Source organism: Brucella sp. IR068, from assembly GCF_049065885.1.
Classification (GTDB): Bacteria; Pseudomonadota; Alphaproteobacteria; order Rhizobiales; family Rhizobiaceae; genus Brucella; species Brucella intermedia.
Genome location: NZ_JBAKHE010000001.1, coordinates 445680 through 472242 on the forward strand (window position 1 = coordinate 445680; position 26563 = coordinate 472242).

Consider the following 26563-nt stretch of genomic DNA (forward strand, 5'->3'; position numbering starts at 1 on the left):
CGACCCGGAAATCTGCAGCAGGTGTTCATGTCCGTCCAGCGCGCGAGCTTCTATATTCTTCTGGCACTGGTCACCATCGCCTTTGCGTGGTTGCTGCTGCCCTATTATTCGGCAGTCTTGTGGGCTGTTATTCTTGCCGTGGTGTTCTCGCCGGTGCAACAGCGTCTGGAACGTTTGCTCGGGGGCAGGAAGAACATTGCGGCCCTGCTTTCCGTGTTGATGTGCATCTGTCTGGTCATCATTCCGATGCTGGCGATTTTCGGTTCGCTGGTTCAGGAGGGTAACTCCCTCTATCAACGCCTGAGCAGCCGCGAGTTTGACCTGAACAGTTATATTTCCCGCATCCTGGGTGCCTTGCCGGATTCGCTGGAGGAGTGGCTGACCCGGTTTGAATTGGGTGATTTCGCGGAATGGCGCTCACGCATTTCCTCCGCCATCATGCAGGGCAGCCAGCTTTTCGCCGGAAGGCTGGTGAGCTTCGGCCAGAATACACTGCAATTCTTCATCGGCTTCGGCATCATGCTTTACCTGCTGTTCTTCCTGTTTCGCGATGGTGCGGAGCTGGGGCGGAAGATCAGGCAGGCCATTCCGCTCAACGACGATTATACCCGGCAGTTTCTGGAAAAGTTCACAGCCGTCATCCGGGCGACCGTGAAGGGAAATATCATCATCGCCATCATTCAGGGAACGATAGGCGGGGTGACTTTCTGGCTTCTCGGCGTGGAAGCAGCCTTGCTCTGGGGCGTCATGATGACGTTCCTCTCCATGCTGCCGGCCGTCGGCGCCGCCCTTGTCTGGATACCGGCGGCGGCCTGGTTCTTTGCAAGCGGGGAGTGGATCAGCGGCGCTGTTCTGGTCTTCGTCGGCGTATTCGTGATCGGACTGGTCGACAATCTCCTGCGCCCGCCGCTCGTCGGAAAAGGCACCCGCATGCCTGATTATGTCGTGCTGATCTCCACGGTCGGAGGAATTTCACTGATCGGGATCAACGGTTTCGTGGTCGGCCCGCTGATTGCCGCGATGTTCATCGCCGCATGGTCGCTTCTGGCAGAAGAGCAGAAGGGCAACGGTCCTGCCCAACTGCCGAAGAGCTGAACTCAAGCGACCTTCAGTTCCGCGATGGGAAGCCCGGTTTCGGTCATCTTGTTTTGGACGCCGTTTTCATCGAGAAAATGCTTCATTTCGGCATAGGTCTCGAACCAGGCCCGGTTGTATTTGTCGAAAAGAGACTGGTCCCAGTAGTCTTCCAGCCGGAAGGGCTTGTCGCTGAAGACGTCGTAGCTCGGTATCTTGAAGGTTTCTGCAAATTCTGCCGTGCGGCTGTCATAGGTGAAGTAGATGGACGGAACGCCGTTGGCCAGCGCCATCAGGTTGCCGTGCAGACGATAACCAAGGACGAGTTGCTGCTTGCGCACCAGTTCCTCGTAATCTGCAACGACATCCGAGTAGAACATGCGATGGCGATAGAGGTTTTCCATCGTTTCGTCGAAATACCAGTCTGCTGTCCAGCGATGCGCCTTGAGGGCCGCAATGGCCTCTTCCTTCTGCTCCGCTGTTCCGAAGACCATTTTCTTTTCATCGATCTCGCCCTGCGCCATCAAGGTTACATCGAAGCGTTGGGCCATGGATTTGATGAGGTCGCGGTGCCGGGTCAGATATTGCTCGATGTCCTGCGCATAGGCAGGCGACACCTCGCGGCGAACCGTAACGCCGACCTGGGCAACGTTTTCCAGCGGCGGCAGTTTGATGCGCAGATGCTGGTTGTTGCGGCGAAACGCGGTCGGGCAACCGATGACCCGCACATTGCGGATGCCAATATCGTTGAGCACCTGGGCCGTATAAGCACCGCGCACACCTATGGACGTTGTGGAATCCGCGATGATGCGCAGGACCGCCTTCGTCTCTTCGGAAAGCTGTATTTCCCCTCTGACCGGCGCTTGCGCTCCAACGCCGAATGCGATGACCGGCAGTTTCAGCCGCTGCAAAACCGGGATCGTGTCGCGCCAGTTCATATCCTTGTTGATGTAGTTCGAGCCACGCAGGATCACATAATCATATTCTTCGCGCAGCTGATCAATCTTTTCCGGGGAAAAATTGGTGATCGGGAGTTCGGAAGCCTTCTCGTAATCCATGAGCTTCAACGATGACTCGAAGACGAAGGCGTCGCCGATATTGTGATAATGATTGATGCTGCCCTGAACGTCGGTATGACGATACCAGCGGACATTGTCGTGATCGTACACTTCTCCCGCAGGGATCATGACGAGGGCGCGTGCCATACGGTTTTCCTTCTGTTTCAATAAGGTCAAGCCAGGCTCAGCTTGCCTGTGAAAGAGCAGTTTGCGTAACTGCCGGTTTCTGTCTGCGCGGTTTTGACTCCCGCAACCGGTTATAGAGATCGAGGTGCTCCTTCGCGCAGTCGATATAATGGACCGGATTGCGGATGGATTGATGCAATCTGTCCCACACGCCCGGTTCGCTCAGCACTTCCGTAAAGCGGTCGGCCAGATCCTCGGCGCTGCGCACCCGGAAATGCAGGCCGTCTTCGCCGTCGCGAATCTTCTCCGCCATGCCGCCGATGTTCGAGCAAATGACGGGGCGTCGATGATGCAAGGCCTCCTGAATGACGATAGGTGAGTTTTCCCACCAGATCGAAGGCATGACCACCCAGTCCACAGACTGCATGAGGCGCGGCATTTCGGCATTCTGGTAAGCGCCATAGAAGCGCACGCGCGGACCAGCCTCCTCGATCAGTTTATGCATGCGCTCCTGAAAGGCGGGTGGCTGCTTCTCCAGATTGCCTCCGAAGATCATCAGCCGGGAATCCTCACCCCAGACCTGTTCCGGGACACGGGATACCGCATCGACCAGCACGTCTATGCCCTTGAAAGGATTGATCTGACCGAAAAAGGCAAAGCGGTTGCGGCGCGGGTTCGGCCCGGTCAGCTCACGTGGAGGGGTGACATCGCGTATGGCTATGCCGTTTTCAATGACTTCCATCTTGTCCGGATCGAGGCCCCATTCGAGATAGCGATTGGCGAGGAATTTGCTCGGTGAAACGAAGGCGTCGGCAAGTTCCAGCATGCCGCGCACAAAGCGTTCCCGCTTGAGAAAGCGCGCCGGCGGTATCTGCGGAAAACAGGCGTGGCAATCGATGGGAGACGCTTCGCTGCACAGCTTCGATGTGCCGGCTTTGACCATCTGGCCATCATTGTTGCAGATGGACAGGAACTCGTGAAAAGTCACGAGAATGATCCGGTCCGGCAACGCTTCGCGGATGGCGTAAAGGGTCTCCAGCCCGAGGCCCAGGACATGGTGGAAATGCACGATGTCAGGGTCGTAGTCTCGGACGAAGCGCAGCAGGTCGCGGCGGATTTCATCGGTGTTCTTGTTCGACAGATAAAAATGGTCGTATTCGTCGGCATGAAACAGGATTTCATCGCTGGCGCGCCGCATGCTCATGAGCGCCGTCGTGCCATGTCGCGGGATCGGATGGGCCGCCCGCGCCAGATAGACCGACTGCACCCCGGGAATGCTGTTCAACCCCTTGTGCAGATTGTAGGAAGCGATTTCACCGCCCCCGAGAGAGATCGAAGGGTGGGCGTGCGAGATGACGAGAACCCGGAGTTTATCGCTCATGCAAGTTCCTCCGCCTGAGCCTTGCGCCTGCCAGCGAGAATGGAGGACCAACGCGCGTCGAAGACCTGCCGGTCAATGCGCTCGATGAGTGCAATGGTCGATGCCCTGTCGGTAACGGATGTGTCGTCCGCTCCAAGCATATGGGCCGAAGGCAACCAATAGGAGCGCAGGCCCGATTGTTTCAGTTTCAATCCGAGATCCAGTCCCTTTTCGTGAGTGCCGAGATAGCCGCGCGTGAAGCCGCCGACCGAGAACAGCGCTTCGCGGGGAAGGATGCAGCACTCGAACGTCGCTGTTGCGACTTCCGTCAACGACATTCCCGATACGGCATCGATGGGATAACCCGCATAGCGGCTGATCAGGGCCCGATCCGCCGACATGCCGGAGGGCGGACCCGCAACCCAGGTTCCAGCCCAACGGATTGAATCATCCTCATAGGCAAGCGTGGGTGACAGAACGCAGTCCTTGTGCGCTTCATAGGCGCTGACGAGCTTGTTCAGCCATCCGGCGCGGCGCGGCAGCAGCGATCCGGCCAGGAATATGACCTGATCCGTTGTAACCGTGCGGGCGCCGACTTCCAACGCATCGTAGAGGTCCTCGGAACCGGTGGCTGAAACGAGCCGTATGCGCAGGCGGTAGAAATCCGCAAGGCGTCTGATCTGTACGCCGATGCGGTCGATGATCTCGCTTGCCGCCGCGATCACGATCGGGGCGATCCGGGTTTCCGGATCGAGCGCGAGCAGTGCAAGCAAGGCTTCGATCTCCTCGACGCGTTCATCGATGCCGATGATGATCGCAGGCCCTATCGCATCCTCGAAGGGGCCGAGATCGACAACGCCGAAGACTTCAGGCGCAGGGCGGCTGACGCCGCGCAGCAATGGAACGAGTTGCTGGTCCACGATATGGCGCAGAGCCCATGCGTTCGGATCGGTTGCCCGGATTTGCCGGACGATGGCTTCGCGGGACGTGACGCGGGTGGGCGTCAACGGAAAAAAGGCCCGTCGCCCATCGCTGATCGAAAGTTCAAGGTAGAACGGCGAGGTGCTGTCACCGGCAAGTTCCGGGGCGAAGGCGACGAAACCATGGGCATGGCGGCTGGGGTCGAGCCCGGCATTGAACGGCGGCTGATTATCGAATTCGCGGGTTACATCAGGCCTGTCTATACGGGTCCAGCTTGTGTCGATCTGGATTTCACCGCGATGGCGGCGCAGTTTCACACTTTCCACATGGCTGTCGGGATCGAGCAGCCAGCCGGAAACAAGCATGCCACTTCCTTCCACACGGAAGACATTGTCTATTCCCATCCGGACGGGAAAGGGGAGGCCGGATACCGTGTCGGCGCCATCGAAGCGGTTGGCGGCAGACCGCATGCGCAGCAGAATGTCGGTCGAGCTGCGTATCCGTGGCAGGATCGCCCGTATGTGGCCCGGCGTCTCACGCGAGCCGGACAAGAGCCTGCGGTCATAGACTTCGGTAAAACGCCAGCCCCGCCGCCCGCGAAACAGAAGCCGTTCGATATCGGTCGGTTCGACCGGCTCATTGGCGAGCAGAAGCCCTGCAAATCCGGATGCTTCATCATTCAGGTCGGGCCGTGCAAAGACGCTGATCGCGCACTCCGCGAGGGATGGATTTTTGCCGCTGATCAGCAGCCGGGTGACAGCAGGCGTCAGGTCCTGTGCCCAGCCCTGAACAAAAATTTCGCCTTCGTCGCTGCCGCCGATGAGTTCGATACAGCCGTCGGAGCGGGCTCCGGCCTGCAACAGAACGGTGATCGCCGAAAGTTTCTTCCGGCTGATAGGGCCGGAGATCAGCCCTTCCACCAGTTCATCGATGACGCCCGGCAGGCTCGGTCCGGCCAAATCGCCAATCATGGCGACAAAATCCGCGATAGAAGCAGAACGCGACGCGAAATTGTAGCGAGCGACCTTCGCCCGATGCTGGAACATGATGGTCTTCAAGACGCCACGGCGCAGAGCAGCCGTTGGCACGATGGCGACGAAACCATGCGTTCCCGCAGGGGAAGGTTCCTTGAGCGGCCATGTGATCAGGCTTGTTTTCACGCTCATGGCAGGATCGCCGTTGAGAAAGGCCGTGACCTGATCGTTTGCGGCGCTGCCGATGCCAAGCACCAGCACCAGCGTGTCTTCGATCACGCTGCCCACGACCATTTCGCCCTCCATCATCATGGGAGGACGATCCGGAGACCGGGAAGGTCTTGCAGCCGGCTGCTGTGCGACAGGTCTTTCGTCTTGCGCCATGGACGTCCCCTCAGGGCATGACTGCAAGGGTCAGAAGGGCACCGGCGACGAAACCAGCCAGCACGAACATCAGCATGAACAGAAGCTTGATGTCGCCGCTGCTGCGCTTGCGTACGTCTTCCATGCGCTGTTCCAATCCGGCGACAACACCGTCCATGCGCATGATATGCACATCAAGCTCGGTCATGCGCTGATGAAGATCGGTGCGCAGGCCATCGACGGAACTGGCAATGTCCAGCAATTCCGCGGGGGCTGCATTGCCGGATGCATCAAGCGTCGGCGCGACGCGTTGCAACGAACGCTGGTTGACCTGCAACTGGCGTTGCGCGGCCATCAGCATGTCGAGCTTGTCCAGAATGCGTGTCATGGGTGCTGCGATAAGCGCTTCGGCGGCCTGTTCGTCGGGCTTCGGCACGCGCAGTTTTTGCTCGCCGCCTGCGGCGTTGGCGGCAACGACGACAAGTTCGCCTGCCCGTGCAGCGGCGAATTGCGGCAGCATCACTTCAAAAGCGTGCTTGCCATCGCCGATACCATTGCGCTTCAGGTCGGGGCGATCCTTGTCGGCCGGAGCTTCAGCGATAGGCTTGTCATCCAGCAGAACACGGATCAGAAGCCGTTCGGTTGGGACCGAAGGATCGAAGGCCCAGCCATAGAGGCGGCCTTCCTCGATGGCGTCAACGCGTCCTTTCATGGCTTCGGTCCTTTGAGGTCCGGCGGCGGCGTTGGGTGTCGCTGCCTGCTTTGCTTCCCCCTCGGTTGGAACTTTGGTCGCGATGTTCATGATTTACCTCTCATGCTGCCTCGACGCGCGCGATCCGCAATGTCCCGATCAGATCGAGATAGCGTGCTGCCGTGGCGTCGATGGTGTCCGGATGACGTGCATTCGCACTAAGCGAGTGGCGCAGATCCGGGTTTTCCGCCATTCGACGCATCGCCTGGGCGAGCGCGAGCGGATCGTTCGGCGGAACGGTGAGGCCATTGACCTCATGTTCAATCATTTCGGCCATTCCACCGATATTGCTGCATATGACGGGACGGTTCTGTCCCTGCGCTTCCTGAATGACAAGCGGAGCGTTTTCCCACCAGATCGACGGCATGATGGCGCAATCGACGGTCTGGATCAGTTGGGCGATGTCATCGCGCCGATAAGCACCCCGACGCTGGACGAAAGGATATGTCTCGGCAAAGAGGCGCTCGATTTCACTGACGAAGCTTTCGCTTTGAAATGGCGCTGCACCATGGACTCGCAGTTCGAAATCGAAGCCTTCCGATATAAGCTGCCGTGCTGCTTCCAGCAGCACTGTTGCGCCTTTCCACGGATTGAGATTGCCGAAATAGCCGAAGACCGGCTTCCCGCGCTCCACTTGCCGTGTTTCGAGGGAAGGGCGCTGCGGTTGACCATTGGGAATGACGCTGATCAACCCTTCCGCGAGGCCCCATTCCACATAGCGTTGCTTGAGGAACTCGCTGGGTGAAACGAACGCATCGACAGCGCTCAAGAGCGATTTGATATGCCGTTCGCGCAGCACGAATTTATCGAGCGCAATGTCCTTGAAACAGGCATGGCAGCGGTCGGGACTTGCACCATGGCAAAGCTCCTTGCCCGTGGTGCGGACCATTAATCCATCATGGTGGCAGATGGGATAATAGTCGTGCAAAGTCAGCAAGATACGGCAATCCGGCAAAGTGCGGCGCACAATATGGGGGAATTCGGCGCCGAGCAAAAGCAGATGGTGGAGATGCACGACGTCGGGCCGGAAGTCCTGCAGCAGTTCGACAATGTCGGGAACAATCCCGTAAAGGTCGATCTGGCTCATGTAGAAGCGGTCGAAATGACCGGACCAGAGCAGGATTTCATCGCCGCCATTGCCAATGCTCTGGAAGCTTGTTCCAGGACGGGCCTCGCGGTGCACCTTGTTGGTGGCGCCCATAAACATGGCTTCGCAACCGGCGCGCTGATAGGCACGAAACAGGTCGTGCGCAAAAATTTCCGTTCCGCCGGGATGAAGCGACGGGTGATTATGAGCCGCGATGAGGATACGTTGCGCCATCAGGCAGCACCTCGCGAAGCGATGAAAATATCCTGATAATGATCCGCCTCGATGCCGCGCCAGTGACCGAAGGATTTTGCTTCGAGCGACAGTTTTGCACCGGCAAGCGCACGGTCCAGAAAGCCATTTTCAAACCCGACTGCCGCCAGCGGCGGCAGTTCCGGCACAAACCAGCATGGTCCGCTGCCATGGCGCTCGAATGCAAGTCGCTTGTCACGTTTGCCGTGACGGTCTCGCGCGGCCACATCGTCCACGACGAATGCGGTCATGAACAATTTTCCGCCGGGAGCGAGAACGCGGGAAACCTGTTCGAGATAGGTTTTAACCTCGTCGGACGGCAGATGGGTGACTACCGACGTCATGATGACGAAGTCGAAACTCCTGTCAGCGAAAGGCAGGACGAGACTGAGCCCGTTGACCGCCCCTTTTGGATTATAGAGGTCATGGGCGATATCGATGTGGCGGAACTCGAAGTTCGGGTAGCGCGACGTGATGTTCTGGCGGCACCAGTTTACGCCACCTGTCACGGGATCAATACCTGAATAAAGGGCTTTTGCCGGGTCGAGATATTGCGTCAGCGGCACTGCCATGCGACCGATGCCGGAACCGATATCGAGCACGCGCGCGTCGGGCCGAAGGCCGCCTATGCGAATGAAATGCCCGAGAAACTCTGCGCCGACCGCGCGATAATCGCCATCGCCGACGAACACGCTGTTCGGATCGGGCGAGGGCAAGAAGCGGTTTTTCAATACCGACTGCATCAGCCAGTCGATCTGCGCATCCGGTATTGCTGGTTTGGCTTCAGGTTCTGGCTGTTTCAGCGCTACCACGTCCGTCAAGCGGCGCTCCTTTCAGATTTGGTCATGATGACATTCGACAGGTCGACAGTGCGCTCCTGTTCCTGCGGCAGAGCCATCAATTCGGTAATGTCGTCGTCCCAGCGCTGTGTATGGAGCCAGGAATTGTATTGGCTGGCGAGGCCCCGCATGTAATCCGCGCTGCGGCGGATCGAGCGGCGCTCGAAGTGGTAGAGCGCCACGGAAGGCTCGTAGAATATCTGGAAGCCAAGCTGCCTGATCTTCAAGCAAAGATCGCTGTCCTCATAGTCGCCGATGACATAGTCTTCCGTATAGCCACCGACGAGATCGAAGATATCCTTGCGCGTTATGAGACAGGCGCCGGTAACGCCCGGCACTTCACGCGGACGGAGTGCCGGTGGATAGTTACCCGGCATGCCCTTGTAATAGTGATGGTTGAGCCAGATGCCCTGACGGTCGCGGGCGAAATAAAGCCCGCCATGCTGAAGCGAGCCGTCCTCGAACAGGAGGCGAGGACCGATTGCGCCAAGCTTTGGCTGATCGAACAAAGGCTGGATCAGTTGCTGCAACCAGCCATGTTCCGCAGGCACGACGTCGGAATTCAACATGACGATGGTTGTTCCGGTCGCAATGCTGGCACCTGCATTGCAGGCCCGCGCATAGCCGCCATTGCGGTTCATGATTGCCAGCTTGAACGGCATATCGTGCAGAATGTGCAGCCCACCCAGCATGTGCTCGGTGTCGTCCTGAATTTCAGGAGAATCCAGCACGAAGATGAACTCTGCATTCTCCACCAGCCACGGGTCTGTCGCCATGGATGAAAACTGGAAACGCAGGAAATCAAGGTTGCGATAGAGCGGAATAACGATGGACGCGAGCGGGGAGGCAGGCGTCGTTCCGAATTCCTTCACCTCGGCTATGTGCACCGTTGCAGCGAGCTTCTTTTCGACTTCGGTGAGGGCCGGTCCCAAAATATGGGAGAATACGTGTGGCCTTGCCTGTTGCGGCGGCACGGATCGCAAAATGCGGTTGCGCTGCGCTGATGGCTCGAAGGGCTGCGGTGCGGGCACCAGAGGCGCGGTCGCGCCGGAAGCAAGGCGCAACTGGAAGCGTGGCTGCAGGAGAGGCCCAAGATTCTGCACCGAAGGAAGCCAGGCGACGAAACCCGTCACATCCTGCTGGGGTGCATCTTCGCGCTTGGCCACCTTGCCGGGAAATTTGTGGAAGTGCGGCTTCAGCGACAATGCGCTTCCGTTCTCCGGGAGATATTCGATATCCGCAAGCATGGCGGCGGGATCATGCATCCATCCGCCCACGATCAGCCCGCCATCGAGCGCCAGAGCGAGATCGATTTCAGCGGCCGGATGGGTGGCAGACTGTGCAATCTGGCGGACGGGCAGCGGCGTGCGCGTTTGCAAATCAATGGCGACCGCCGCACCCGCAGGGCTTAGCTTGCCGAGCTGGCGAACAAGAAATTCCCGCAATGCGCCGTTGCCCTGCCATTTGGTCCACCATTTGGCAAAATCCGTTTGTTCACTAGCGCTCGCAAGCTTGCGAACGGCGACTCCTTTCTGACCCGTGAGCACCAGCAGAAGCGATGAGGGCAGGTCTTGCGCTGCTTCCAGCAGAAGATGGCATGGCTGCCAGGCGTTGCGCGCCTGCCTGCCCACCACAAAGCGTGGTGGAACGACCATCACGCTGCCGGAAGTGATGCCATAGATAGCCGAAATCTCGCCCAGCATCGGGTCGACCGCTGTTTCAAGGAGGTGATGTCCCTGAACAGGCTCGCCGCAATGCTGGGCCTCGCGCGGTTCCGGCGTCAATGCGAAAGTCAGGTCCCGCACGAGGGATGCGAAAGTCTGGTTTCGCGAAAGCCGGAAAGTGCTGCGCCACGTGGTCAGAATATTGGTGAGAAGCTTGATATGTCCGGGGAGCGTCAGATCGCTTACGACATATTCAACATCGAAAGGGGCGAGTTCCTTGGCCGGATATACGACCGCTTGCGCCGTCGGGCCAAGAGACCCTGCCGAGAGCGAAAGTTCCGCAGGTTCACTGCCTGTACGCATGGCCCAGAACATGCGCAGGCCGCCATTTTCGAGCGGAATGCCGACGCTCAGCAAGGGGACCGGCTGAACCGGCATTTCAAATGTGCATTTGGTGGTCGTGCGAGCCGGGCCTGGAATATCCCAGATGACCACAGCCACATCGGCGCAAAGACGGCAAATGGAGAGGTTCTCGGTTTTGCTTTCAATGTCCGCCGAATGGTCGAGGTTCAATGTGTGGCCCTTTCATTCTTGCAGAAAAGTTCAGCTTGCAGGAGGTCCGGACACCCAACGGGGAAGTTGGGTGTCCGGCGAAGTCGAAACGTGCCCGGCGGGAGGATTGCCGGGCACGCTCTCAATTGTTCAATCAGTGAACAGTGAAGTACTGGTCGGGATGAGCCTGTACATCGTCTGCATTGGTGTTCACGAGGGTAACGGTGTCGCCATTGCCGAGGTCGACAACGACATTGCCACCAACCTGCGTGACACGGTCGGCAAGATCGTCTGCGGAAGAGATATCAAGACCATTGATACCCTTCTGAATCTGCAGAATGTCTTCGCCGGGATTGAAGTCGAGAATGACGTCGTTTCCGCCGCCACCATTGAACAGGAATGTATCGCTGCCATTTCCGCCGATGAGAACGTCGTTTCCGGCTCCGCCATCAAGGATGTCGTTGCCGTTCCCACCGTAGAGAATGTCATTATGTGCGCCGCCATAGAGCAAATCGGAGCCGTTGCCGCCCTGGAGAATGTCATCTCCATTGCCGCCATACAGCACGTCGCTGCCATTGCCGCCGCTCAGGACGTCATTTCCTTCATTGCCGAAGAGAATGTCGTTGCCGTTTTCGCCGAACAGGGTGTCGTTACCCGTGCCGCCGAAAAGGATGTCATTCCCGTTGCCGCCGAAGACGGTGTCGTTACCATCGCCTCCGAATACGAGATCATCACCGCCATGGGCACGGATGAAATCGTCAAAGCGGGAGCCGAACAACACGTCGTCGTAGGCGCCGCCTTCTAGAGTGGCCATCTGCTTCTCCTTGTGTTCCTGTAGGGGTTTCCACAAGCCGGAATGCTCCGACCATTATGCTCTTAGTAGTCTGCTCTGCATTATGTGGAATTGCAACATCGTCATTTGGTATAATTGCGGCATGTGTAAGTAACAAATTATTACCATTAATTTATATTGCAGTTCTGTAAACATAAGTATGAAATCTATTTGCAGTCATTATAATTTATATTTGTTTTGTGTTTACGCAGAAATTGATTCTAAATTTGAATTATCTGGCCAAGAAGAGGGGAATGTGAAAATATTTCAACAAGATGACGCCGCACATGTCATTTCATGCGCGGCGACACTTCCTTCGGGAATTTCAACCTATGATCGAGTTTTACTTTGAAATTCTCTGGATATTAATCTTCGCGGAAGGCCCGGTTCAGGCTGTCCGTGATGGGAGAAACCAGATAATCGATGGCACGACGTTCCTTGTGCACGATGATGATTTCTGCGGGCATGCCGGGATAAAGCCGGGCGGTCGGATTTGCGGCGAGCGATGCCGGAGTGATTTCGGCGCGTGCCACGAAAAATGCGGTATCGGTCTTCTCGTCAAGTGACTGATCGGCGGCGATATAGGTCAGCTTGCCATCCAACGGCGCCATTGAGCGCTGATTATAGGCGGTCAGGCGGATTTGTGCACCTGCGCCAACCGAAATGCTGTCGATATCACGTGGACTGATCTTCATTTCAACGACGAGGGGTTCGTTTTCAGGGACGATATCCATGATCGCTTCGCCGGGTGCGATGACGCCGCCCGGCGTACGCAGCCGGATGTTGGCTACAATCCCGTCTTGCGGCGAGCGGACTTCCACGCGCCGCATCACATCCTTGGCCGCGACGATACGTTCCTGCACATCGGAAAGCTCGACCTGGCTCGATGTGATTTCTCCTGCGATTTCGGATTGGAGATCGCTTTCGATTCCAGTCAGGGCAAACTCCGCGCCGGCTTTCGCCTGCTCGGCTTTCGCCTTGTCACCGGCATACTCGCCTCTGTCGCCGGCGAGCTGGCTGAGACGCGTATCGATTTCCGTAAGCTTCGATTTCTGGGCAAAACCCTTTTCGACGAGGCTGGCAATCGCCTTGCGCTGATCGCTGATGAGTTCGATTTGCCGGTCCGTCGCGGCTATCTGTGCGGTCGATGCCTTGGCTTGCTCCGTATATTGCTCGATAGTTTTCTGCTGTATGTCGATCTTGCTCAGTTTCTGGGCAAGTCGTTTCTGAAAGAAGATGTTTTCGGCGCGAATGGCATTCTGCGCGTTTTCACCGCCCTCGGCAAAGCTGGCGGGAAAGCTTATCTCCTTCTCCCCCGCCTGTTCGGCGCGCAGACGAGCGAGTTTTGCGATCAAGCCGATGCGCCTGCTTTCAAGGGACTGGAGGTCGGAACGTGCCTTTGTGTCGTCCAACCGCAGAAGCGGTTGGCCGACCTTGACGATATCGCCTTCCTGCACCAGCAGGCGATCAAGAATACCGCCTTCGAGATGGCTGATAGTCTTGCGTTTGGAATCGACGATGACCGTGCCCATTGCTACCGCCGCACTTCCAAGATTGGCAGAATAGGCCCAGGCGAAGAACCCGCCGAAAGCGACGCCGATTGTTGCTAGGCCTGCAATGATCAGCCCACGCAGGGGCGATCTTGAATCCTCGCGCTCCAGATCGAGCGCCCATTCAGGTTTGACGCTGCCAAAACGGGTAAGGGCCTGGTGATCCGACGATTCTGCGCGCGGCGCGAGCAGGCTGGAAACACGACGAGGAATAATCGATTTGCCCATCATGCGTTTGCTGCTCCCATTTGCGGGCCATTATTGGCAGGTGTCAGTGAGGCGACCACATCCGTGCGCGGCCCGAACTGCGAGATACGTCCGTTTTCGAGCACCAGGAGCTTGTCGGCGACCTGCATGATAGATGGCCGATGTGCGATCATGATGACAATGGCGCCATCGTCGCGCGCGTGTTCGACCGCCCGGATGAGCGCGCGCTCGCCGACCGCATCGAGATTCGAATTCGGTTCATCGAGAACAATCAGGCGCGGGCGGTTGTAGAGGCAGCGGGCAAGGCCGATTCTCTGGCGCTGCCCCCCGGACAAAGTCAGACGGCCGTCGCCCACCGGGGTATCGTAGCCAAGCGGCATGCGGCCGATCATTTCATGCACATCGGCCAGACGTGCGGCTTCCAGCACGCGATGCGGATCGCTGTCACCCATGCGGGCGATATTGTCCTTGATGGTTCCATCCAGCAGCGAGACGGACTGTGGGAGGTATCCCGCAATCTCACCGAAAGAACCGCGTTCCCAGAGATAGACATTGTTTCCGTCAAGGAAAACGCCGCCGGAGGTGGGTTTGACGATGCCGATCAGCAGCCGGGCAAGCGTGGATTTGCCTGCGGCAGATGGGCCGACAACCCCAAGGACTTCACCCGGCGAGATCGAAAAGGAGATGCCCTTGATGATCGGGACATCCACGCCGGGTGCGGCATAGATGAGCTTGTCGATCACGAGGTCGCCATTGGGGCGTGGCGTCGGCATGGTCTGGCGTACAGCCAGGTTTTCCGAAAGCAATGACTGGACGCGCTTCCAGCTGGCGATTGCACTGACCCACTGGCGCCAGTTTTCCACGATTCGGTCAAACGGCATCAGCAGGCGGCCGATGATGATGCTGGTCGCGATCATTGCGCCGGGCGTGATTTCCTGCTGCATGGCAAGCAGCGTGCCTATGCCGAGCGATCCGATCTGGATGATGAAACGCGCCGTGCGGGCAATCGAGGAGAGGGCACGGGCGCGGGTTCCGCCAAGATCGAGCACTTGAAGCGCCTGAACCTGCATCGTGCGCCAGCGGCGAGCGAGGGCCGGGAGCATGCCCATGGCTTCGATGACTTCGGCATGCCGCAGGCTGCTGCCGATCTTGGACACCGCTTCGATGTTCGCCTGGTTCGCCTCCTGAATGAGATTTCGGGTAAGGAGGTCGGTCAGCACACCGCATGCAATCAGGATAATGACGGCGACGAGACCGATCACGCCCAGCATGGGGTGGAGCAGGAACAGGACGCCGAGAAAGATCGGCGACCACGCGGCGTCGAGTGGAGCATTGATCGCCGGTGAGGTGAGGAAACTGCGCAACTCGTTGAGGTCGCGAAGCGTCTGAGTCGCTTTGGGCATGCCCTGATTTACGGATGCCTGCACCGCTGCCGTCAAAACCGCCAGATTCAGGCGGCGCACAAGTGCGCTGCCCATGGCCTGAAACGACAGGGAGCGGATGAATTCCAGCACCCCGAATACGAGCATGGCGCCGATGGCGAGCACGGTCAGCATGGTGAGCGTGTCCATGCTTCGGCTGTTCAGCACCCTATCATGAACCTGCAACATGTAGAGAGGTACAGTGAGTTGTAGCAAATTGATACAGGCGCTCAGCAGCACTGCATAAAGTAGTCCCGACAGGAAAACGCGGCGGGCCTTGAAAATCAGGCCTTTCGGCGTAGTTACCGAATCGTCCTGCCCCTTTTTGTGTGCAGGGCTCTTGCCAATCGAGTTGATTTCGCGAGTATCATTCATACGCTATCTGCCTTGGAATGGTCACAGGTGGCGGATATCCCTAAAAACTGTGTGCTAGTTCTCAAGATCAGTAAAGTAATACTGCAGAGAATGTGACAGAAAAAAGGTTCTTACGGCGGGGAAATGCGAAAGGAGCAAAGAAAATATAACTGCAAATTTCTTCAAAATTTGAAGTAAAATTGAAAATGGAGAGCAAGAGATGCAAAAACTTCTACACGAGGGAGTGGAAGTCGAAACATCAGTCGATGGCTTTACTGCCGTTGATTTTCCTGAAGTTACCGCCGAAAAACAGGAACGCAGACATCCGGTTCATACAGTCGTTATCACGCATTTCGAGCTGGCCCGGATGATAGAACGAGTGAACCGCCGCTTTGTAAGCTTGCTGAAAACCGAGCTGACGAAGTTAGGCGTGGAAGATATCGGTCCGGCCCAGACCCTGGTTTTGATGGCTATAGGCGATGTCGAGCTCACTGTGGGTGAACTATTGGATCGCGGGCATTATGTCGGGTCCAACATTTCCTATTATCTGAAACAGCTTACCGATGGTGGATATGTCGACCGTGTAACCTCGCAGAGAGATAAACGGTCTGCCCGTATTCGCCTGACGGACAAGGGTGAAAGGCTGTGTGCAAGCTTGCGGAATGCGAGCCGGTCCTACAACCATATCCTCACCCGCGATGATGACGATCTTCGCAATCTGGAGATTGCCTATCAGACACTGCACAGACTGGAACTCGTGTGGGGCAATGCCGCACGGTTTGGCATTTGATGTGTTGCGATTATTTTCGGCCGCCAGCCGAACACGTTTCGTAACATGCGTATAGCATTTGTGCACAGGCGCGGTTTCGGTCAGTTCGCTGCGTTAGCCGAGAATCTGGCTACGAGTGGACTTGATGTAAGCCTGATCTGCGAGACAGTGGACCGTCGCCTCCCAGCGGTCCGCGTCATTCGCCACAGAGTAGAATCTGGTCCTCGCACCGGCGGTGCGATGGCCAGATATCTGGAAGTACCCGATCATCACACGAGGATCGGGTACCGTGTGGCCGAAACCCTGGAATCCATGGCCCATCATGGTCAGGCACCCGATATCGTCGTCGGTCATATTGGCTGGGGCAGCATGATGTTCGTCAAGGACGTGCTGCCCTCAGTCCCCGCACTTGGCTATTGCGAGTTTTTCTACCGCGCCAATGGTGCCGATGTCGGTTTCGCACCGGGCGACCGGCCTGATATTGAAACCCGCAAGCGCCTGCGCCTGCGTAACATGGCGCAGTTGGTAACCCTTGAGGGTATCGACGGCGGATTCAGCCCGACGCATTGGCAAAAGAGCCTTTACCCGCGTTCCGTTCAGAACCGCATTGCCGTGGTTCACGAAGGTGTCGATACCAAACTCTTCTATCCGGATCGTCACGCAACGATCCAACTGCCGGATGGGCGGACGCTGAAGGCAGGAGAATCGCGCGTAATCACGTTTGTCGCGCGCGATCTCGAACCCTATCGCGGCTTTCCTCAAGCGCTGGAAGCAGCGGCCAAGGTCATCCGGCAGAACGATGACGCGATCTTCGTTTTTGTTGGCGGCGATGGCGTCAGCTATGGAACGCCGCCACCCGGCGGCGGTTCATGGCGCGAGCATCTCGTCCGGAATCTTGATCTGCCGCCGGATCGAATCGTGTTTCCCGGCACGATCCCGCACGCCCAGTTGCGGAAACTCTATCAGATATCGACTGCCCACATCTATCTGACTTATCCGTTTGTCCTGTCCTGGTCGGTCGTGGAAGCGATGGCATGCGGCGCGCTCATCATCGGTTCGGATACGCCTCCCGTTCGGGAGTTGATCCGCTCGGGCCAAAACGGGCTGCTTGTACCGTTTTTTGAGCCGGACGTGTTGGCGGAAGTGATCATGAACGTGCTTCGTGACCCCGATGCATGTCTCCAGATGAGAGCTGCAGCACGACGAACCGTGGAAACCCGGTTCAGGTTGTCGGATTGTTTACGGCAGCAAAAAACCTTGATCGAGGCAGTATTGAACGGACGGTAGCTGGTATGTGGCGACAATCGGGCGTGCAAGTCCTGTAACGTAAATATAAAACTCCGTGTTTCTGCGTGTTTACGCTGTTATTGTAATATATATGAACATTGTTTCAAATTTTGAATTAAACTCGTTCCAAATATTCGTAATATTATCATATAGTTGATGCTATAAGACTGTTGACAATACATAGACTGTATTTTCTCATTGCAAGTGCAGGCCGAGACTCCCAAGTCGGCCATCACACAATGGATGATTATGTTGAGCACACCACTTCCTGCGATCTCGGCGCGGAAATCCCGCCGATATGCCATTGCTTCGATGCGTGATCGTGAAGCGCTGGAAGCGACGTCTCTGGGCGAGCTGACCACCTTTGTCGAAGGAGACGGAAAACGCCTTCGTCTGGCGAATACATTTCCACTCATTGCCGTCGCCGCGTCGCAAGAGGGCGAGAACGAACTCAAAACGGTTCTGCAGCAGATTTATCGTCTGAGCACCATTCCGGAACTACCCGTTGTGCGGGTCGATGAAGCATCCCCCGAAACAGCTCCGCTGCTGGTTACGCAGTTGCTTGAGAGCAGCCTGGATCGCCTTGTCGGCCATGTCAGCAAGGTTCACACCGAGCTCGCCATGCTGCGCCGCGAGCGCGAGACCATGTTTGAGAATTATCGGGCGATTGAAGACGCATTCCACGCTCGCAACTGGGATTCTTCGACGGAGATTTTCAGTCATGCCCCTCTGGTCGATCCAAAGGACGAGGGGTTTGCGCGTCTGCTGCGCGAATCGGAGATCGAACAGCTTTTTCCGGTTTCGAGCTATGCCGTTTCCGGTTTCGCCCTCCATTTCCGCGATCTGCCGGCCAATCGCAACGGCCAGCTGATCGTAACGCTGGATTATCTGGAAAACGGTGAGGGAATTGCCGAGTGGCTGGTGCCCTACAGCGCGCTGCAGTCGGAATGGAATTTCTTCTCGCTTCCCAAGGCATGTGATGGCAGCCATCGGACGCTCCGCCTGCGCATCTCCGCCTCGGGCGGCGTGCCGCCGGAACTGTCGCTGGGCAATGTGATCGCCAACGAACGCTATGCGGCGCGTGCCCGTATTCCGCACGCCGATCTCGACATGCGCCCTCTGGCATTGAGGATTTTCACCGGCTTGCCGGGTGTGCGCCCGGCATCGTTGCCGAACGCCATCGTGCCGACTGCGTTGATCAATGGCCGAAAGGTTGACGACTACCGTCTGCCGGTCGAATTACTGCGCAACGTGGCCAACGTGTCCGTTACGTCCATTACTCCCGATTTTCCGACTGTGCGTTTTCTGGAACATGAGGATGCCATCGGCTGTCATCCGCTCGAGGAGGGCGTCACTGCGGCTGCCATTCGCCGTGTGGTTGCTCCGGGTACGGTCCGCGTCTCCGCGCGGGCTGTGATTGACCATCCAGAGGGCAAACCCTGTGCCGTCGGTCTGTTGCTGGTCAATCTGGCATCAGACGTGAAGGAGGAAATCGACGCGATTTCCAATCTTGATCGGCGACGTCAGCAGGTTTTGTTCAGCGGTTGGTCGGAGGTCGCGCCCAATCGCCCGATCGATATCAATTTCATGCTTGAGGGACCGGTCGACCGGACGATGGATCTCGTTGTGCTGAGCAAGGCCGCAGCGGATTCCGTCGATTTTTCCTGGCTCAAGGTCTTCAACTTCCGGCTGGTCAAGCACATTGAGGCCCGGCCCGCTCAGGAATTAGCCAAAGAGGCCGCGAATGTACGATAGGTCCAAGGATTTGATCGTCGTTGCCATGCCGCTTTACGGCCACGCGGCGCTGGCGCTTGAAGCACTGGAAACCATTCTTGCATCAGAAACGGTTTTCCGTACCCAGATCGTGGTGTCGGTAGATGGCGATCCGCGCCGCGAAGTGTTCGACAGCCTGACGCTCTACGCTGCGGCGCATTCCAACATCCATATCATCTTTGGCGAAAACGCCGGCCCGGGTGGCGCACGAAATCGCGCTGTCGACTATATTCTTGAAGAAATGCCTGACGTGAAGGCTGTATATTTTGTCGATGCAGACAACCGCGTGCAGCCGCACACCATCGACACGCTCTATCGTCAGCTGCTGGCGTCGAACGCCGGATGGGTCTACACCAATATCGACACTTTCTCCGTCAATTGGCGCGCACACTATGGCAACAGCTATTCGCGCCTGATCCACTGCATCACTGACAATATCTGCGATACGGGGTCGATGATTTCTGCGGATGTTTTCCGTAGCGGTGTCCGTTTTGATGATGATCGCCAGAATGGTTTTGAAGACTGGGAGTTCTGGCTTTCGGCGATCGAGGCGGGGTTTGTCGGGACGCCATGCCACGATACCGGCTTTGAATATCGCCTGCGTGCGGAAAGCCGTTTCAAGGAAGCCAATCGCGACCGCTCCGGCTCGATCAGCTTTCTGCGCAAGCGGCACAAGGCGCTGTTTCGCCGTCCGACGCTCGTAGGTTTCGAGCATGAGGAATGCCCGCGTTATGGCGTGATCCGCGCGGGCGAGGGGACGGTCAGCCTTTTCACCGATCTCAGCCTTGGCACTGCCGATCTCAAGTTCGATGATGCGATCCGTGCCTTCTGGGGCAGTGTGTCCGAGCCGGATAATTTCCATTTCCCGCCATTTCTTGCCTCGTCCAACACAGAGACGCTGAAACTTCTGGCGCGTTCGCGACTGTTGCCGAATATCCTGTCGCGGCTTGAGAAGCTGGCGGAACAGGCCAACATCGTCTTTGTGGAACTCACCAATGTCGAGGACGAGCGGCGCATCGACACCGAAATCATGCCGTCGGGTACGCGGCAGCCACATGCCGACCTGATTTTCGTTTCGACCCGGCTCATAAAGGAAATCATTGAAAACGATGCGCTCGATTGGTTCGCTTCGTTGGGTACGCAGCAACTATGGCCTACCTCGGCGCGCATGAAGGTGCGCTTTCCGTTCCCGCGTGTTCGCCAGCGCCGCGCGCTCTCACGGCCAGAACAATCAATGCTCAATCTGGTGACGTCGATTGCAACAAGCCCGCTGAAGCAGAGTGCGGCCACACGCTGGACGTGGCGTCCGCGCCGTCTACCGGCTCTTTCCGAAATGTATCAGGTGCTGCGCAATGAACTTGGCGGCGGACCAGTTTTGCCGCTTGCGCATAACCCCGCAAGGAAAAAGACCGCTGCCGTTCTGGTGCCGAATGCTTCTTTCGGCGGGGCGGAAAAGGTCGCTTATGCCGCCGGGCGGGAGCTGAAGAACCAGGGGTTTGAAACCCATCTCTTCGTCCTCGGCAATGAGCGGATGGACGTGCTCGATGAGTTCGACCAGTCCTTCGACTACCTGCATTTCTGGAAGGATGGCATTCCCGCCTGGGGTGACACAAACCGCTTCCTCGGTCAGGACTTTATCACCGAAGATCATCCGCTCGACTGGAGTATCCTGCGCGGCCAGCTTTCCGGTTTCGATCTTGTCGTGAACAACCACGTCATGGCCGCTCATCCCCTGATGGGTAAGCTTCGCTCGGAAGGCACCCGCACCGCCTGCTATCTGCATGTGGTGGACGAGACGGTCTTCCGCCGTCAGGCAGGCCAACCCTATGCGGCGATCGCCTTCGAACATGCCTATGACGCTTTTCTCACGTGTTCGGATCAATTGAAAATTTATCTGCACAGCTTTGGCGTACCGTATGAAAAAGTGTTTTCGGTGCCAAACGGGGCCAGTTTTTCAATCGATACAAAACAGCGGGCGCAAGTCACCGCCGCGCGCAAGCAGGGGCGCAAGGGCGAGCCCATGCGTATCCTTTACATGGGACGCCTCGACCGCCAGAAGGGTATCGACCGTTGGCATGATGCAATCGTCAAGCTGAAAGAGCAGGGCATTCCTTTTGAAGCGCAGGCCATCGGCGGAGAAATTCTCTCCGACGATCCGAGCGCATCGTGGATGACACGTTTGAAGGATGCGGGCGTGAAAGTCTCGCCGCCGGTTTTCGACGGCAAGGACATTGCCAACCATCTGGCCTGGGCCGATGTTCTCCTGATGCCGTCGCGCTGGGAAGGCGCGCCGCTGATGATCGCCGAAGCGCAGCAGCTTGGCTGCGTGCCGGTCGCCACGGCGGTCGGCGCCGTCGATGAGCTTGTCAATCACGGACGCGATGGCATTCTCATCCGCAATGGCAACGATGCGCAGATCGTCTCAGACATGACACGCATTCTGACGATCCTTGCACAAGATCGCGAAGCCTTGATGCGGACCGCCGAAGGCGCTCTCGCTTCCGCAGCACATCGCACATGGAGCTCGGCGTTCTCCGACTTTACCGATTGGGCGAACGAAATAAGCCCCGTTTATCCGAAATCCCGGTTCTCCCAGCCGGATGTTGCAGACGATGCCAGCGCGACCGCCGTTCTCCCCGGCCGTGCAGTTGCCTGATTATACCAGAAAGGTCGACCTATGAGCCGCCCAACCAACCCAAGAATCCTCGTCACGGGCATTCCGAGCCATCTCACTCGCCTCATCCAGCGTGCGGATAAGGCGCAGGTCTATTATTCGGAAAAGCAGCGGGATTCCGAAGCCCGCGATAATTTTATCCAGGAGCTGAAGAATATCAGCAATACCGGCAATTATCTGATCGGCGAAGGTGCGATGACAGCGCTTTTGCCGTCTGCCAGGCACATTCCGTTCTGGCACCTCTACAATTGCGTGAACAACGGAACGGGGCTTGAGGAGGTCAACAAGGAGTTTGATATCTGCGTCTTCACCTGCGCAAACCTTCTCCGCAAGGGCTTGTCGGCGGATGCAGAAGCGCTTGTTCTGTCGAAACTGGATATGCCCGTCGTGATGCTCGGCATCGGCATCCAGAACCGCCCCGATATTGAAGGCGAGGACGGCCTGCCAGCGGGTACGAAGAAGCTTTTGGAAGTGCTGAAAAGCCGCGAACACTATTTTCTCACGCGGGGCGAAAATGCAGCCGGCTATCTCCGCGATCAGGGCTTTTCCTATGTCCGCCCGGTCGGTTGTCCGTCGCTTTATTTCCGTCCGGACAATATGCGCAAAGCGATCAGTCGCCTGCCAGAGGTGAAGGTGGGTGAGGGCCGTACCGTCTTCACCGGCTATATGGGAGCGGAACTCGAAACCATCGGCGATATGAACGCGCTCGGTTCGGATGACGGGCGTTCAGCTTACGTGGTTCAGGATGAGCTCTTGCATTTCGACATGCAGCTTGAATCGGATGCGAATGGCCGCGCCTATGACTCCACCACGGGCGAACTTGTCGGCCCGTTGACCTATAAGGGCTCGGGCGATCTGAAAAAGAAGGTGAGTGTTCACGCCTTCCTCGATACCAATCAATGGCGCGCCTGGTGCTCGACCATGGACTTTTCTTTCGGTCGCCGTTTCCACGGCAATATCATCTCCATGCAGGCGGGCGTGCCGAGCCTGATGGTCGCTGTCGATGACCGTATGCGCGAGATGCTGAATTTCTCCGGCCTGCCGAAGATCGATGCCCGCGATCTCAACGCGGCCAACGACAGGCGGGCTTTCGTCAGCGACCACATCGCTTCGATGAACATTCCCGAAGTCATCGAAACTTACTCGGCGCGAGAACGCAATTTCCGGAGCGTGCTTTCAGAAATCGGCATCGGCTGATCTCAGGCACTCTTCACCAGTTTCCTTAATTCCAGCGAAGATGGATCACCATGCGCATAATGATCACCGGCATCCCGTCATATCTGATGCGGACCGTCGAAAGCGTTTCCGGGGCAAAAGTGAAGCATCGCCCCTATTTCGAGCCCATCCGCACCAAGAAGGATGTGATCGATCAGGTCAAGAAGATTGCCAATACGGGCAATTATCTCATAGGTGAGGGCGCGGCCAACGCAGTGCGCGGCCACGATGTGACCTACGTTCCGTTCTGGCATCTGGCCAACAGCCTCAATTCGCCGGACACCTATGCAGAACTCAATGAGAATTTCGACCTGTGCCTGTTTGCCTCCGCCAATCTTTTGCGACCCGGCTATGCAGCTACGACGGAATCCTTCGTCTTTGAAAAGCTGAACATGCCAATCGTGGTCATGGGCATCGGCATTCAAAAGAAGGAAAACCTGAAGGCGGAGTTGCCCGAAGGCACGCGTCGGTTCCTCGAAATTCTGCGCCGCAAGGAAAGCTTCTTCCTCACGCGCGGGCATTTCACCGAGGAGTTTCTGAAAGATGCGGGCATGAAATATGTCCGCCCGACCGGCTGTCCGTCGCTTTATTATGCGCCGGACCAGATGAAACGCTCGCTGAGCCGCCTCGCCGATCCAACGCTTGCCGATGCGCAGAAAATCTCCTTTGGCGGTTATCTCGGCAGCGTTGCCGATACGATTGTGGACGCCCACGCGCTGCTCGAAAAGGATAGCGTTGCAAGCTATGTCATTCAGGACGAGGTGATCGTCTACAACATGAACATGGCAAGCGAAGACCATGCCGAAGCCTATGATCAGGCGGCAAGCCGCATCACTGCGCCCGTCGATTACAAGCATATGGAAAAATGGCAGCGCAAGAACGAGCTGCTGGTGTTCTTCGACACGCACAAATGGCGCAGTTGGATCTCCAGCCAGGATTTCGGACTGAGCCGTAGATTCCATGGCACGATCATCGGCATGCAGTCGGGTATTCCGGGCCTGATGATCGCAGTCGACGACCGTATGCGCGAGATGCTGGGCTTTGTCGGTTTTCCGCATATCGAAGCGAGCGTCTGGAACCGCGAGCCGCAGAAGAAAGCCTACCTGCGCGACTTCCTTTCCAAGATCGACGTGCCTGCGGCCATCAACCGTTATTCGGAATGCGAGGCCAACTTTAACGGCGCGCTGAAAGATATCGGTATCCGATGATGAAACTTCGCGAGAGCATCGGGGGCAGAAAAGGGGTAATGGCGGCTTTCTTGGCCGCTGTTCTACTCGCGGTTGCGCCCGACGGTGCTCTTGCGGATACGCGCTTTGGCGTCAACCGGGTGAATATGGCCTGGCTCAAGCCCGCCGAGCGCGAGCAGATATTCGATCAGATGGTGGAAAACGGGGTAGTGGCGGTTCGGCTGTCGCTCACCCGACCGCTCGATCAAAGCATCGATGCCGCACGCCTTGCCCACGAGAAGGGTCTGGCGGTCCTGCTCGAAATCTCGCTCAACAATGCGGATTTTTATCCGGATGGAACAAAACCCCGGCCGGGGCGCGGGCGTATATGGGACATGTATCGGCTTTCCGACATATCTCCTGAGCGGTTCCGGAACGCGATGGCGGATGCCTTGCAGAAGATCGATGCGCTGGGGGTGCCTCTTGTGGCGGTTGAACCCGGAAACGAGATCAACTGGGGCGCCTATAATGGCGACCTTGCCATTCTGCCCAAGGAGAAGATGAAGACCGCGCGGTCTTTGGCCGAGATGGAGGAGCTTCCTCTGGTCGAAAGGGGGGCGGAAAAATACGTCGAACTTTTGCGCATCGTGCGGGCGGAATTGGCGAAAACCAGGCACAGCGCAAAGGCAAAAGTCATATCTGCTGGCCTGTCCGATATCCCTTTCATCGATGCGGACCGGCGCGGGATAGACACTGTCGAATCTGCGGCCTTTACCGATCTTTTGAAGAAATATGGTCTGGACGACGTTGCTGACGGCTATGGTATTCATATCTATCCCGGCAGCAGCGGGACGCGCGCTGCTCGGGCAAAACACATCAACAATGCGCTTTCTTTTTGCGGTGGTGTGGACGGCAAGCCTTGCTGGATCACGGAATGGGGTTTTGCCAATACTTCAAAAGCCTGTCCTGCCAATGACAATAATCGCGAGCAACTGGTCGAAAAGACGCGCGACCGCTTTCGACAGATGATGGATAGCGGCCAGATCGCCGCTGCTTATTATTTTGATTGGGATGCAAGCACTTACGGTGTGTGGCGTTGCGGTGCGCTGACGCCAGCCGGTAAAGCTGCAACGGTGACGAAATGAAACTCAAGACTGTAATTATCGGCGGTTCGAACACCGTCATGCTTCCCGGCTATCTGCCCACTCTTCTGTCGACGATGGCACGGCGCGGTGTGGAACTTGATATTGTTGCCGATCTTGCGGTGGGGGGCACGACGAGTGCGCTCGGCCTTTATCAACTCAAGCAGTTCGAACAACTCGAAGATTGCGAACTGCTGTTGATTGAATATGCAATCAACGATGCCTTTGTATATGGCGATGAGCGGCGGCCATTCCGCCATTGGGCCCGGTTTTACGAAGGGATCATTCGCTACGCGCTTGACCGAAATCCGAATTTGCGAATTGCAACGCTTGTATTTGGCGCTCGCAATGGCTCGTTTCTGAATTCAGTTCCGTCGATCGACGCGGGCATCAATTATATTTCGCAATGGTATGGAACGATCTCGGTCGATGTGTCCCGAATGCTGATGCAGCAATATGGCCGCGATGTCGTGGGCAATCCGGCGTTCTATCTCGATCAGGGCCATTACGCGCGACCGGTTTCGACGACTATCGTTGCGAATTTGATTGCGGATGTTCTTGAACCGGCCCTTTCTGTTCCGCATCGCGCAAAAGCACTGCCATTCGCTATTGATCCAGACCATTTCGCGAATGCGCGCGCCTTGAGCGGCGAACAATTGTGCAAGCGGCTGGGGCGTGTTCCTGTTCAATACAGCAATCGCCGTTTCTCGATCTCGGCGCTCGATCTTGGCGGGGATAAAATGCGCTTCGAGGTTGAGGGCGGACAGCTGCTTGCGTTGGGTTACGTCTGCGATCCCCGCATTCCGCCGCTTGACGTGGTGACGGGCGGGGAGGTTCATCGTGCTGCAATGATGAAGGGAGGCGTGCGCGACGGAACCTACAAATTCCTCGTTTCGATGCTGAGCTTCGAGTTTCTTTACGGCGCGAAACTGCTGGAAGCACGGGGAAATGTTGCGCTCACCCTGTCGGGTGCTGAAGAGGGCGTGGAACATAAGCTGCATGTTCCGAAAGACAGCACGCATCATGAGGAACTGCCCGAGCAACCGGTACTTCCGATCACCGGCATCCTGTTTTCCGGCAATTTAAAAGTCATGTCGCTTGAGAAGCAGGCTCCCGAGAACCCAGTGCTATCAGAAGCCGCCCAGTAGGTCG

At 57.2% G+C, this 26563-nt stretch carries 19 protein-coding genes; 9 read left to right on the forward strand and 10 right to left on the reverse strand.

Annotated elements, in window-relative coordinates; all coding sequences use genetic code 11:
• The first annotated feature begins 27 nt into the window (after positions 1-27).
• On the forward strand, positions 28-1095 hold the full coding sequence (locus ACOWVS_RS02095) for an AI-2E family transporter (protein WP_025092035.1): 1068 nt from the start codon (positions 28-30) through the stop codon (positions 1093-1095).
• Positions 1096-1097: 2 nt separating this feature from the next.
• Here ACOWVS_RS02095 and ACOWVS_RS02100 read toward each other — a convergent pair whose 3' ends face one another.
• From ACOWVS_RS02100 to ACOWVS_RS02145, 10 genes are all read right to left on the reverse strand, one after another.
• Positions 1098-2279: a polysaccharide pyruvyl transferase family protein gene (locus ACOWVS_RS02100; protein ID WP_021585680.1), complete on the reverse strand. Its 1182-nt coding sequence runs from the start codon at positions 2277-2279 to the stop codon at positions 1098-1100.
• A 37-nt stretch (positions 2280-2316) separates the two neighbouring features.
• The gene (locus ACOWVS_RS02105; RefSeq protein WP_075041480.1) at positions 2317-3639 is read right to left on the reverse strand and encodes a glycosyltransferase family 4 protein; all 1323 of its coding nucleotides are present in this window, start codon (positions 3637-3639) and stop codon (positions 2317-2319) included.
• Positions 3636-5897 (reverse strand): glycosyltransferase family 2 protein, encoded by a 2262-nt coding sequence (locus tag ACOWVS_RS02110; protein ID WP_081375252.1) that lies wholly within the window; start codon positions 5895-5897, stop codon positions 3636-3638. Before ACOWVS_RS02110 ends, ACOWVS_RS02105 begins: the two co-directional genes overlap by 4 nt.
• 10 nt (positions 5898-5907) lie before the next feature.
• Complete coding sequence (locus tag ACOWVS_RS02115; protein WP_006468687.1) at positions 5908-6678, reverse strand: hypothetical protein; 771 nt, start codon at positions 6676-6678, stop codon at positions 5908-5910.
• A gap of 10 nt (positions 6679-6688) precedes the next feature.
• Positions 6689-7948, reverse strand: a complete 1260-nt coding sequence (locus tag ACOWVS_RS02120; RefSeq protein ID WP_075041478.1) for a glycosyltransferase family 4 protein — start codon at positions 7946-7948, stop codon at positions 6689-6691.
• Positions 7948-8787, reverse strand: coding sequence for a class I SAM-dependent methyltransferase (locus ACOWVS_RS02125; RefSeq protein ID WP_021585675.1), 840 nt, complete (start codon positions 8785-8787; stop codon positions 7948-7950). Before ACOWVS_RS02125 ends, ACOWVS_RS02120 begins: the two co-directional genes overlap by 1 nt.
• Entirely contained in the window at positions 8784-11042 is a 2259-nt protein-coding gene (locus ACOWVS_RS02130; RefSeq protein WP_021585674.1) for a glycosyltransferase family 2 protein, read from the reverse strand. The genes ACOWVS_RS02125 and ACOWVS_RS02130 overlap by 4 nt, the downstream gene beginning before the upstream one ends.
• A 133-nt stretch (positions 11043-11175) precedes the next feature.
• Complete coding sequence (locus ACOWVS_RS02135) at positions 11176-11835, reverse strand: calcium-binding protein (RefSeq protein ID WP_006470323.1); 660 nt, start codon at positions 11833-11835, stop codon at positions 11176-11178.
• 383 nt (positions 11836-12218) lie between these two features.
• Positions 12219-13634 carry an HlyD family type I secretion periplasmic adaptor subunit gene (locus ACOWVS_RS02140; protein WP_025092027.1) on the reverse strand — a complete coding sequence of 472 codons (1416 nt, stop codon included), beginning with the start codon at positions 13632-13634 and terminating at the stop codon, positions 12219-12221.
• Entirely contained in the window at positions 13631-15406 is a 1776-nt protein-coding gene (locus tag ACOWVS_RS02145; RefSeq protein WP_075041477.1) for a type I secretion system permease/ATPase, read from the reverse strand. Before ACOWVS_RS02145 ends, ACOWVS_RS02140 begins: the two co-directional genes overlap by 4 nt.
• Positions 15407-15605: 199 nt before the next feature.
• On the opposite strand from ACOWVS_RS02145, the gene ACOWVS_RS02150 reads away from it, so the two are divergent.
• The 8 genes from ACOWVS_RS02150 to ACOWVS_RS02185 all read left to right on the forward strand — a co-directional run bounded on the left by ACOWVS_RS02150 (position 15606) and on the right by ACOWVS_RS02185 (position 26559).
• On the forward strand, positions 15606-16175 hold the full coding sequence (locus tag ACOWVS_RS02150) for a MarR family transcriptional regulator (protein WP_006468694.1): 570 nt from the start codon (positions 15606-15608) through the stop codon (positions 16173-16175).
• Positions 16176-16220: 45 nt separating this feature from the next.
• Positions 16221-17441, forward strand: coding sequence for a glycosyltransferase family 4 protein (locus ACOWVS_RS02155; RefSeq protein WP_075041476.1), 1221 nt, complete (start codon positions 16221-16223; stop codon positions 17439-17441).
• Positions 17442-17690: 249 nt separating this feature from the next.
• Positions 17691-19196 (forward strand): DUF6212 domain-containing protein, encoded by a 1506-nt coding sequence (locus ACOWVS_RS02160; RefSeq protein WP_075041475.1) that lies wholly within the window; start codon positions 17691-17693, stop codon positions 19194-19196.
• Positions 19186-21870 carry a glycosyltransferase gene (locus ACOWVS_RS02165; RefSeq protein ID WP_075041474.1) on the forward strand — a complete coding sequence of 895 codons (2685 nt, stop codon included), beginning with the start codon at positions 19186-19188 and terminating at the stop codon, positions 21868-21870. Before ACOWVS_RS02160 ends, ACOWVS_RS02165 begins: the two co-directional genes overlap by 11 nt.
• Positions 21871-21891: 21 nt before the next feature.
• Complete coding sequence (locus ACOWVS_RS02170; protein ID WP_063620446.1) at positions 21892-23085, forward strand: polysaccharide pyruvyl transferase family protein; 1194 nt, start codon at positions 21892-21894, stop codon at positions 23083-23085.
• Between the two features lie 50 nt (positions 23086-23135).
• The gene (locus tag ACOWVS_RS02175) at positions 23136-24311 is read left to right on the forward strand and encodes a polysaccharide pyruvyl transferase family protein (RefSeq protein WP_021585667.1); all 1176 of its coding nucleotides are present in this window, start codon (positions 23136-23138) and stop codon (positions 24309-24311) included.
• On the forward strand, positions 24308-25414 hold the full coding sequence (locus tag ACOWVS_RS02180) for a hypothetical protein (RefSeq protein WP_021585666.1): 1107 nt from the start codon (positions 24308-24310) through the stop codon (positions 25412-25414). The genes ACOWVS_RS02175 and ACOWVS_RS02180 overlap by 4 nt, the downstream gene beginning before the upstream one ends.
• Positions 25411-26559 carry an SGNH/GDSL hydrolase family protein gene (locus ACOWVS_RS02185; RefSeq protein WP_021585665.1) on the forward strand — a complete coding sequence of 383 codons (1149 nt, stop codon included), beginning with the start codon at positions 25411-25413 and terminating at the stop codon, positions 26557-26559. The genes ACOWVS_RS02180 and ACOWVS_RS02185 overlap by 4 nt, the downstream gene beginning before the upstream one ends.
• The last annotated feature ends 4 nt before the right edge of the window (positions 26560-26563 follow it).

What these genes read in the sequence shown, in the direction of transcription:
- ACOWVS_RS02110 (WP_081375252.1), bottom strand. Translation starts at nt 5,897, where the DNA reads ATGGCGCAAGACGAAAGACCTGTCGCACAGCAGCCGGCTGCAAGACCT.
- ACOWVS_RS02160 (WP_075041475.1), top strand. Translation starts at nt 17,691, where the DNA reads ATGTTGAGCACACCACTTCCTGCGATCTCGGCGCGGAAATCCCGCCGA.
- ACOWVS_RS02175 (WP_021585667.1), top strand. Translation starts at nt 23,136, where the DNA reads ATGCGCATAATGATCACCGGCATCCCGTCATATCTGATGCGGACCGTC.
- ACOWVS_RS02135 (WP_006470323.1), bottom strand. Translation starts at nt 11,835, where the DNA reads ATGGCCACTCTAGAAGGCGGCGCCTACGACGACGTGTTGTTCGGCTCC.
- ACOWVS_RS02180 (WP_021585666.1), top strand. Translation starts at nt 24,308, where the DNA reads ATGATGAAACTTCGCGAGAGCATCGGGGGCAGAAAAGGGGTAATGGCG.
- ACOWVS_RS02150 (WP_006468694.1), top strand. Translation starts at nt 15,606, where the DNA reads ATGCAAAAACTTCTACACGAGGGAGTGGAAGTCGAAACATCAGTCGAT.
- ACOWVS_RS02145 (WP_075041477.1), bottom strand. Translation starts at nt 15,406, where the DNA reads ATGAATGATACTCGCGAAATCAACTCGATTGGCAAGAGCCCTGCACAC.
- ACOWVS_RS02170 (WP_063620446.1), top strand. Translation starts at nt 21,892, where the DNA reads ATGAGCCGCCCAACCAACCCAAGAATCCTCGTCACGGGCATTCCGAGC.
- ACOWVS_RS02165 (WP_075041474.1), top strand. Translation starts at nt 19,186, where the DNA reads ATGTACGATAGGTCCAAGGATTTGATCGTCGTTGCCATGCCGCTTTAC.
- ACOWVS_RS02140 (WP_025092027.1), bottom strand. Translation starts at nt 13,634, where the DNA reads ATGATGGGCAAATCGATTATTCCTCGTCGTGTTTCCAGCCTGCTCGCG.
- ACOWVS_RS02155 (WP_075041476.1), top strand. Translation starts at nt 16,221, where the DNA reads ATGCGTATAGCATTTGTGCACAGGCGCGGTTTCGGTCAGTTCGCTGCG.
- ACOWVS_RS02185 (WP_021585665.1), top strand. Translation starts at nt 25,411, where the DNA reads ATGAAACTCAAGACTGTAATTATCGGCGGTTCGAACACCGTCATGCTT.
- ACOWVS_RS02120 (WP_075041478.1), bottom strand. Translation starts at nt 7,948, where the DNA reads ATGGCGCAACGTATCCTCATCGCGGCTCATAATCACCCGTCGCTTCAT.
- ACOWVS_RS02115 (WP_006468687.1), bottom strand. Translation starts at nt 6,678, where the DNA reads ATGAACATCGCGACCAAAGTTCCAACCGAGGGGGAAGCAAAGCAGGCA.
- ACOWVS_RS02095 (WP_025092035.1), top strand. Translation starts at nt 28, where the DNA reads ATGTCCGTCCAGCGCGCGAGCTTCTATATTCTTCTGGCACTGGTCACC.
- ACOWVS_RS02100 (WP_021585680.1), bottom strand. Translation starts at nt 2,279, where the DNA reads ATGGCACGCGCCCTCGTCATGATCCCTGCGGGAGAAGTGTACGATCAC.
- ACOWVS_RS02105 (WP_075041480.1), bottom strand. Translation starts at nt 3,639, where the DNA reads ATGAGCGATAAACTCCGGGTTCTCGTCATCTCGCACGCCCACCCTTCG.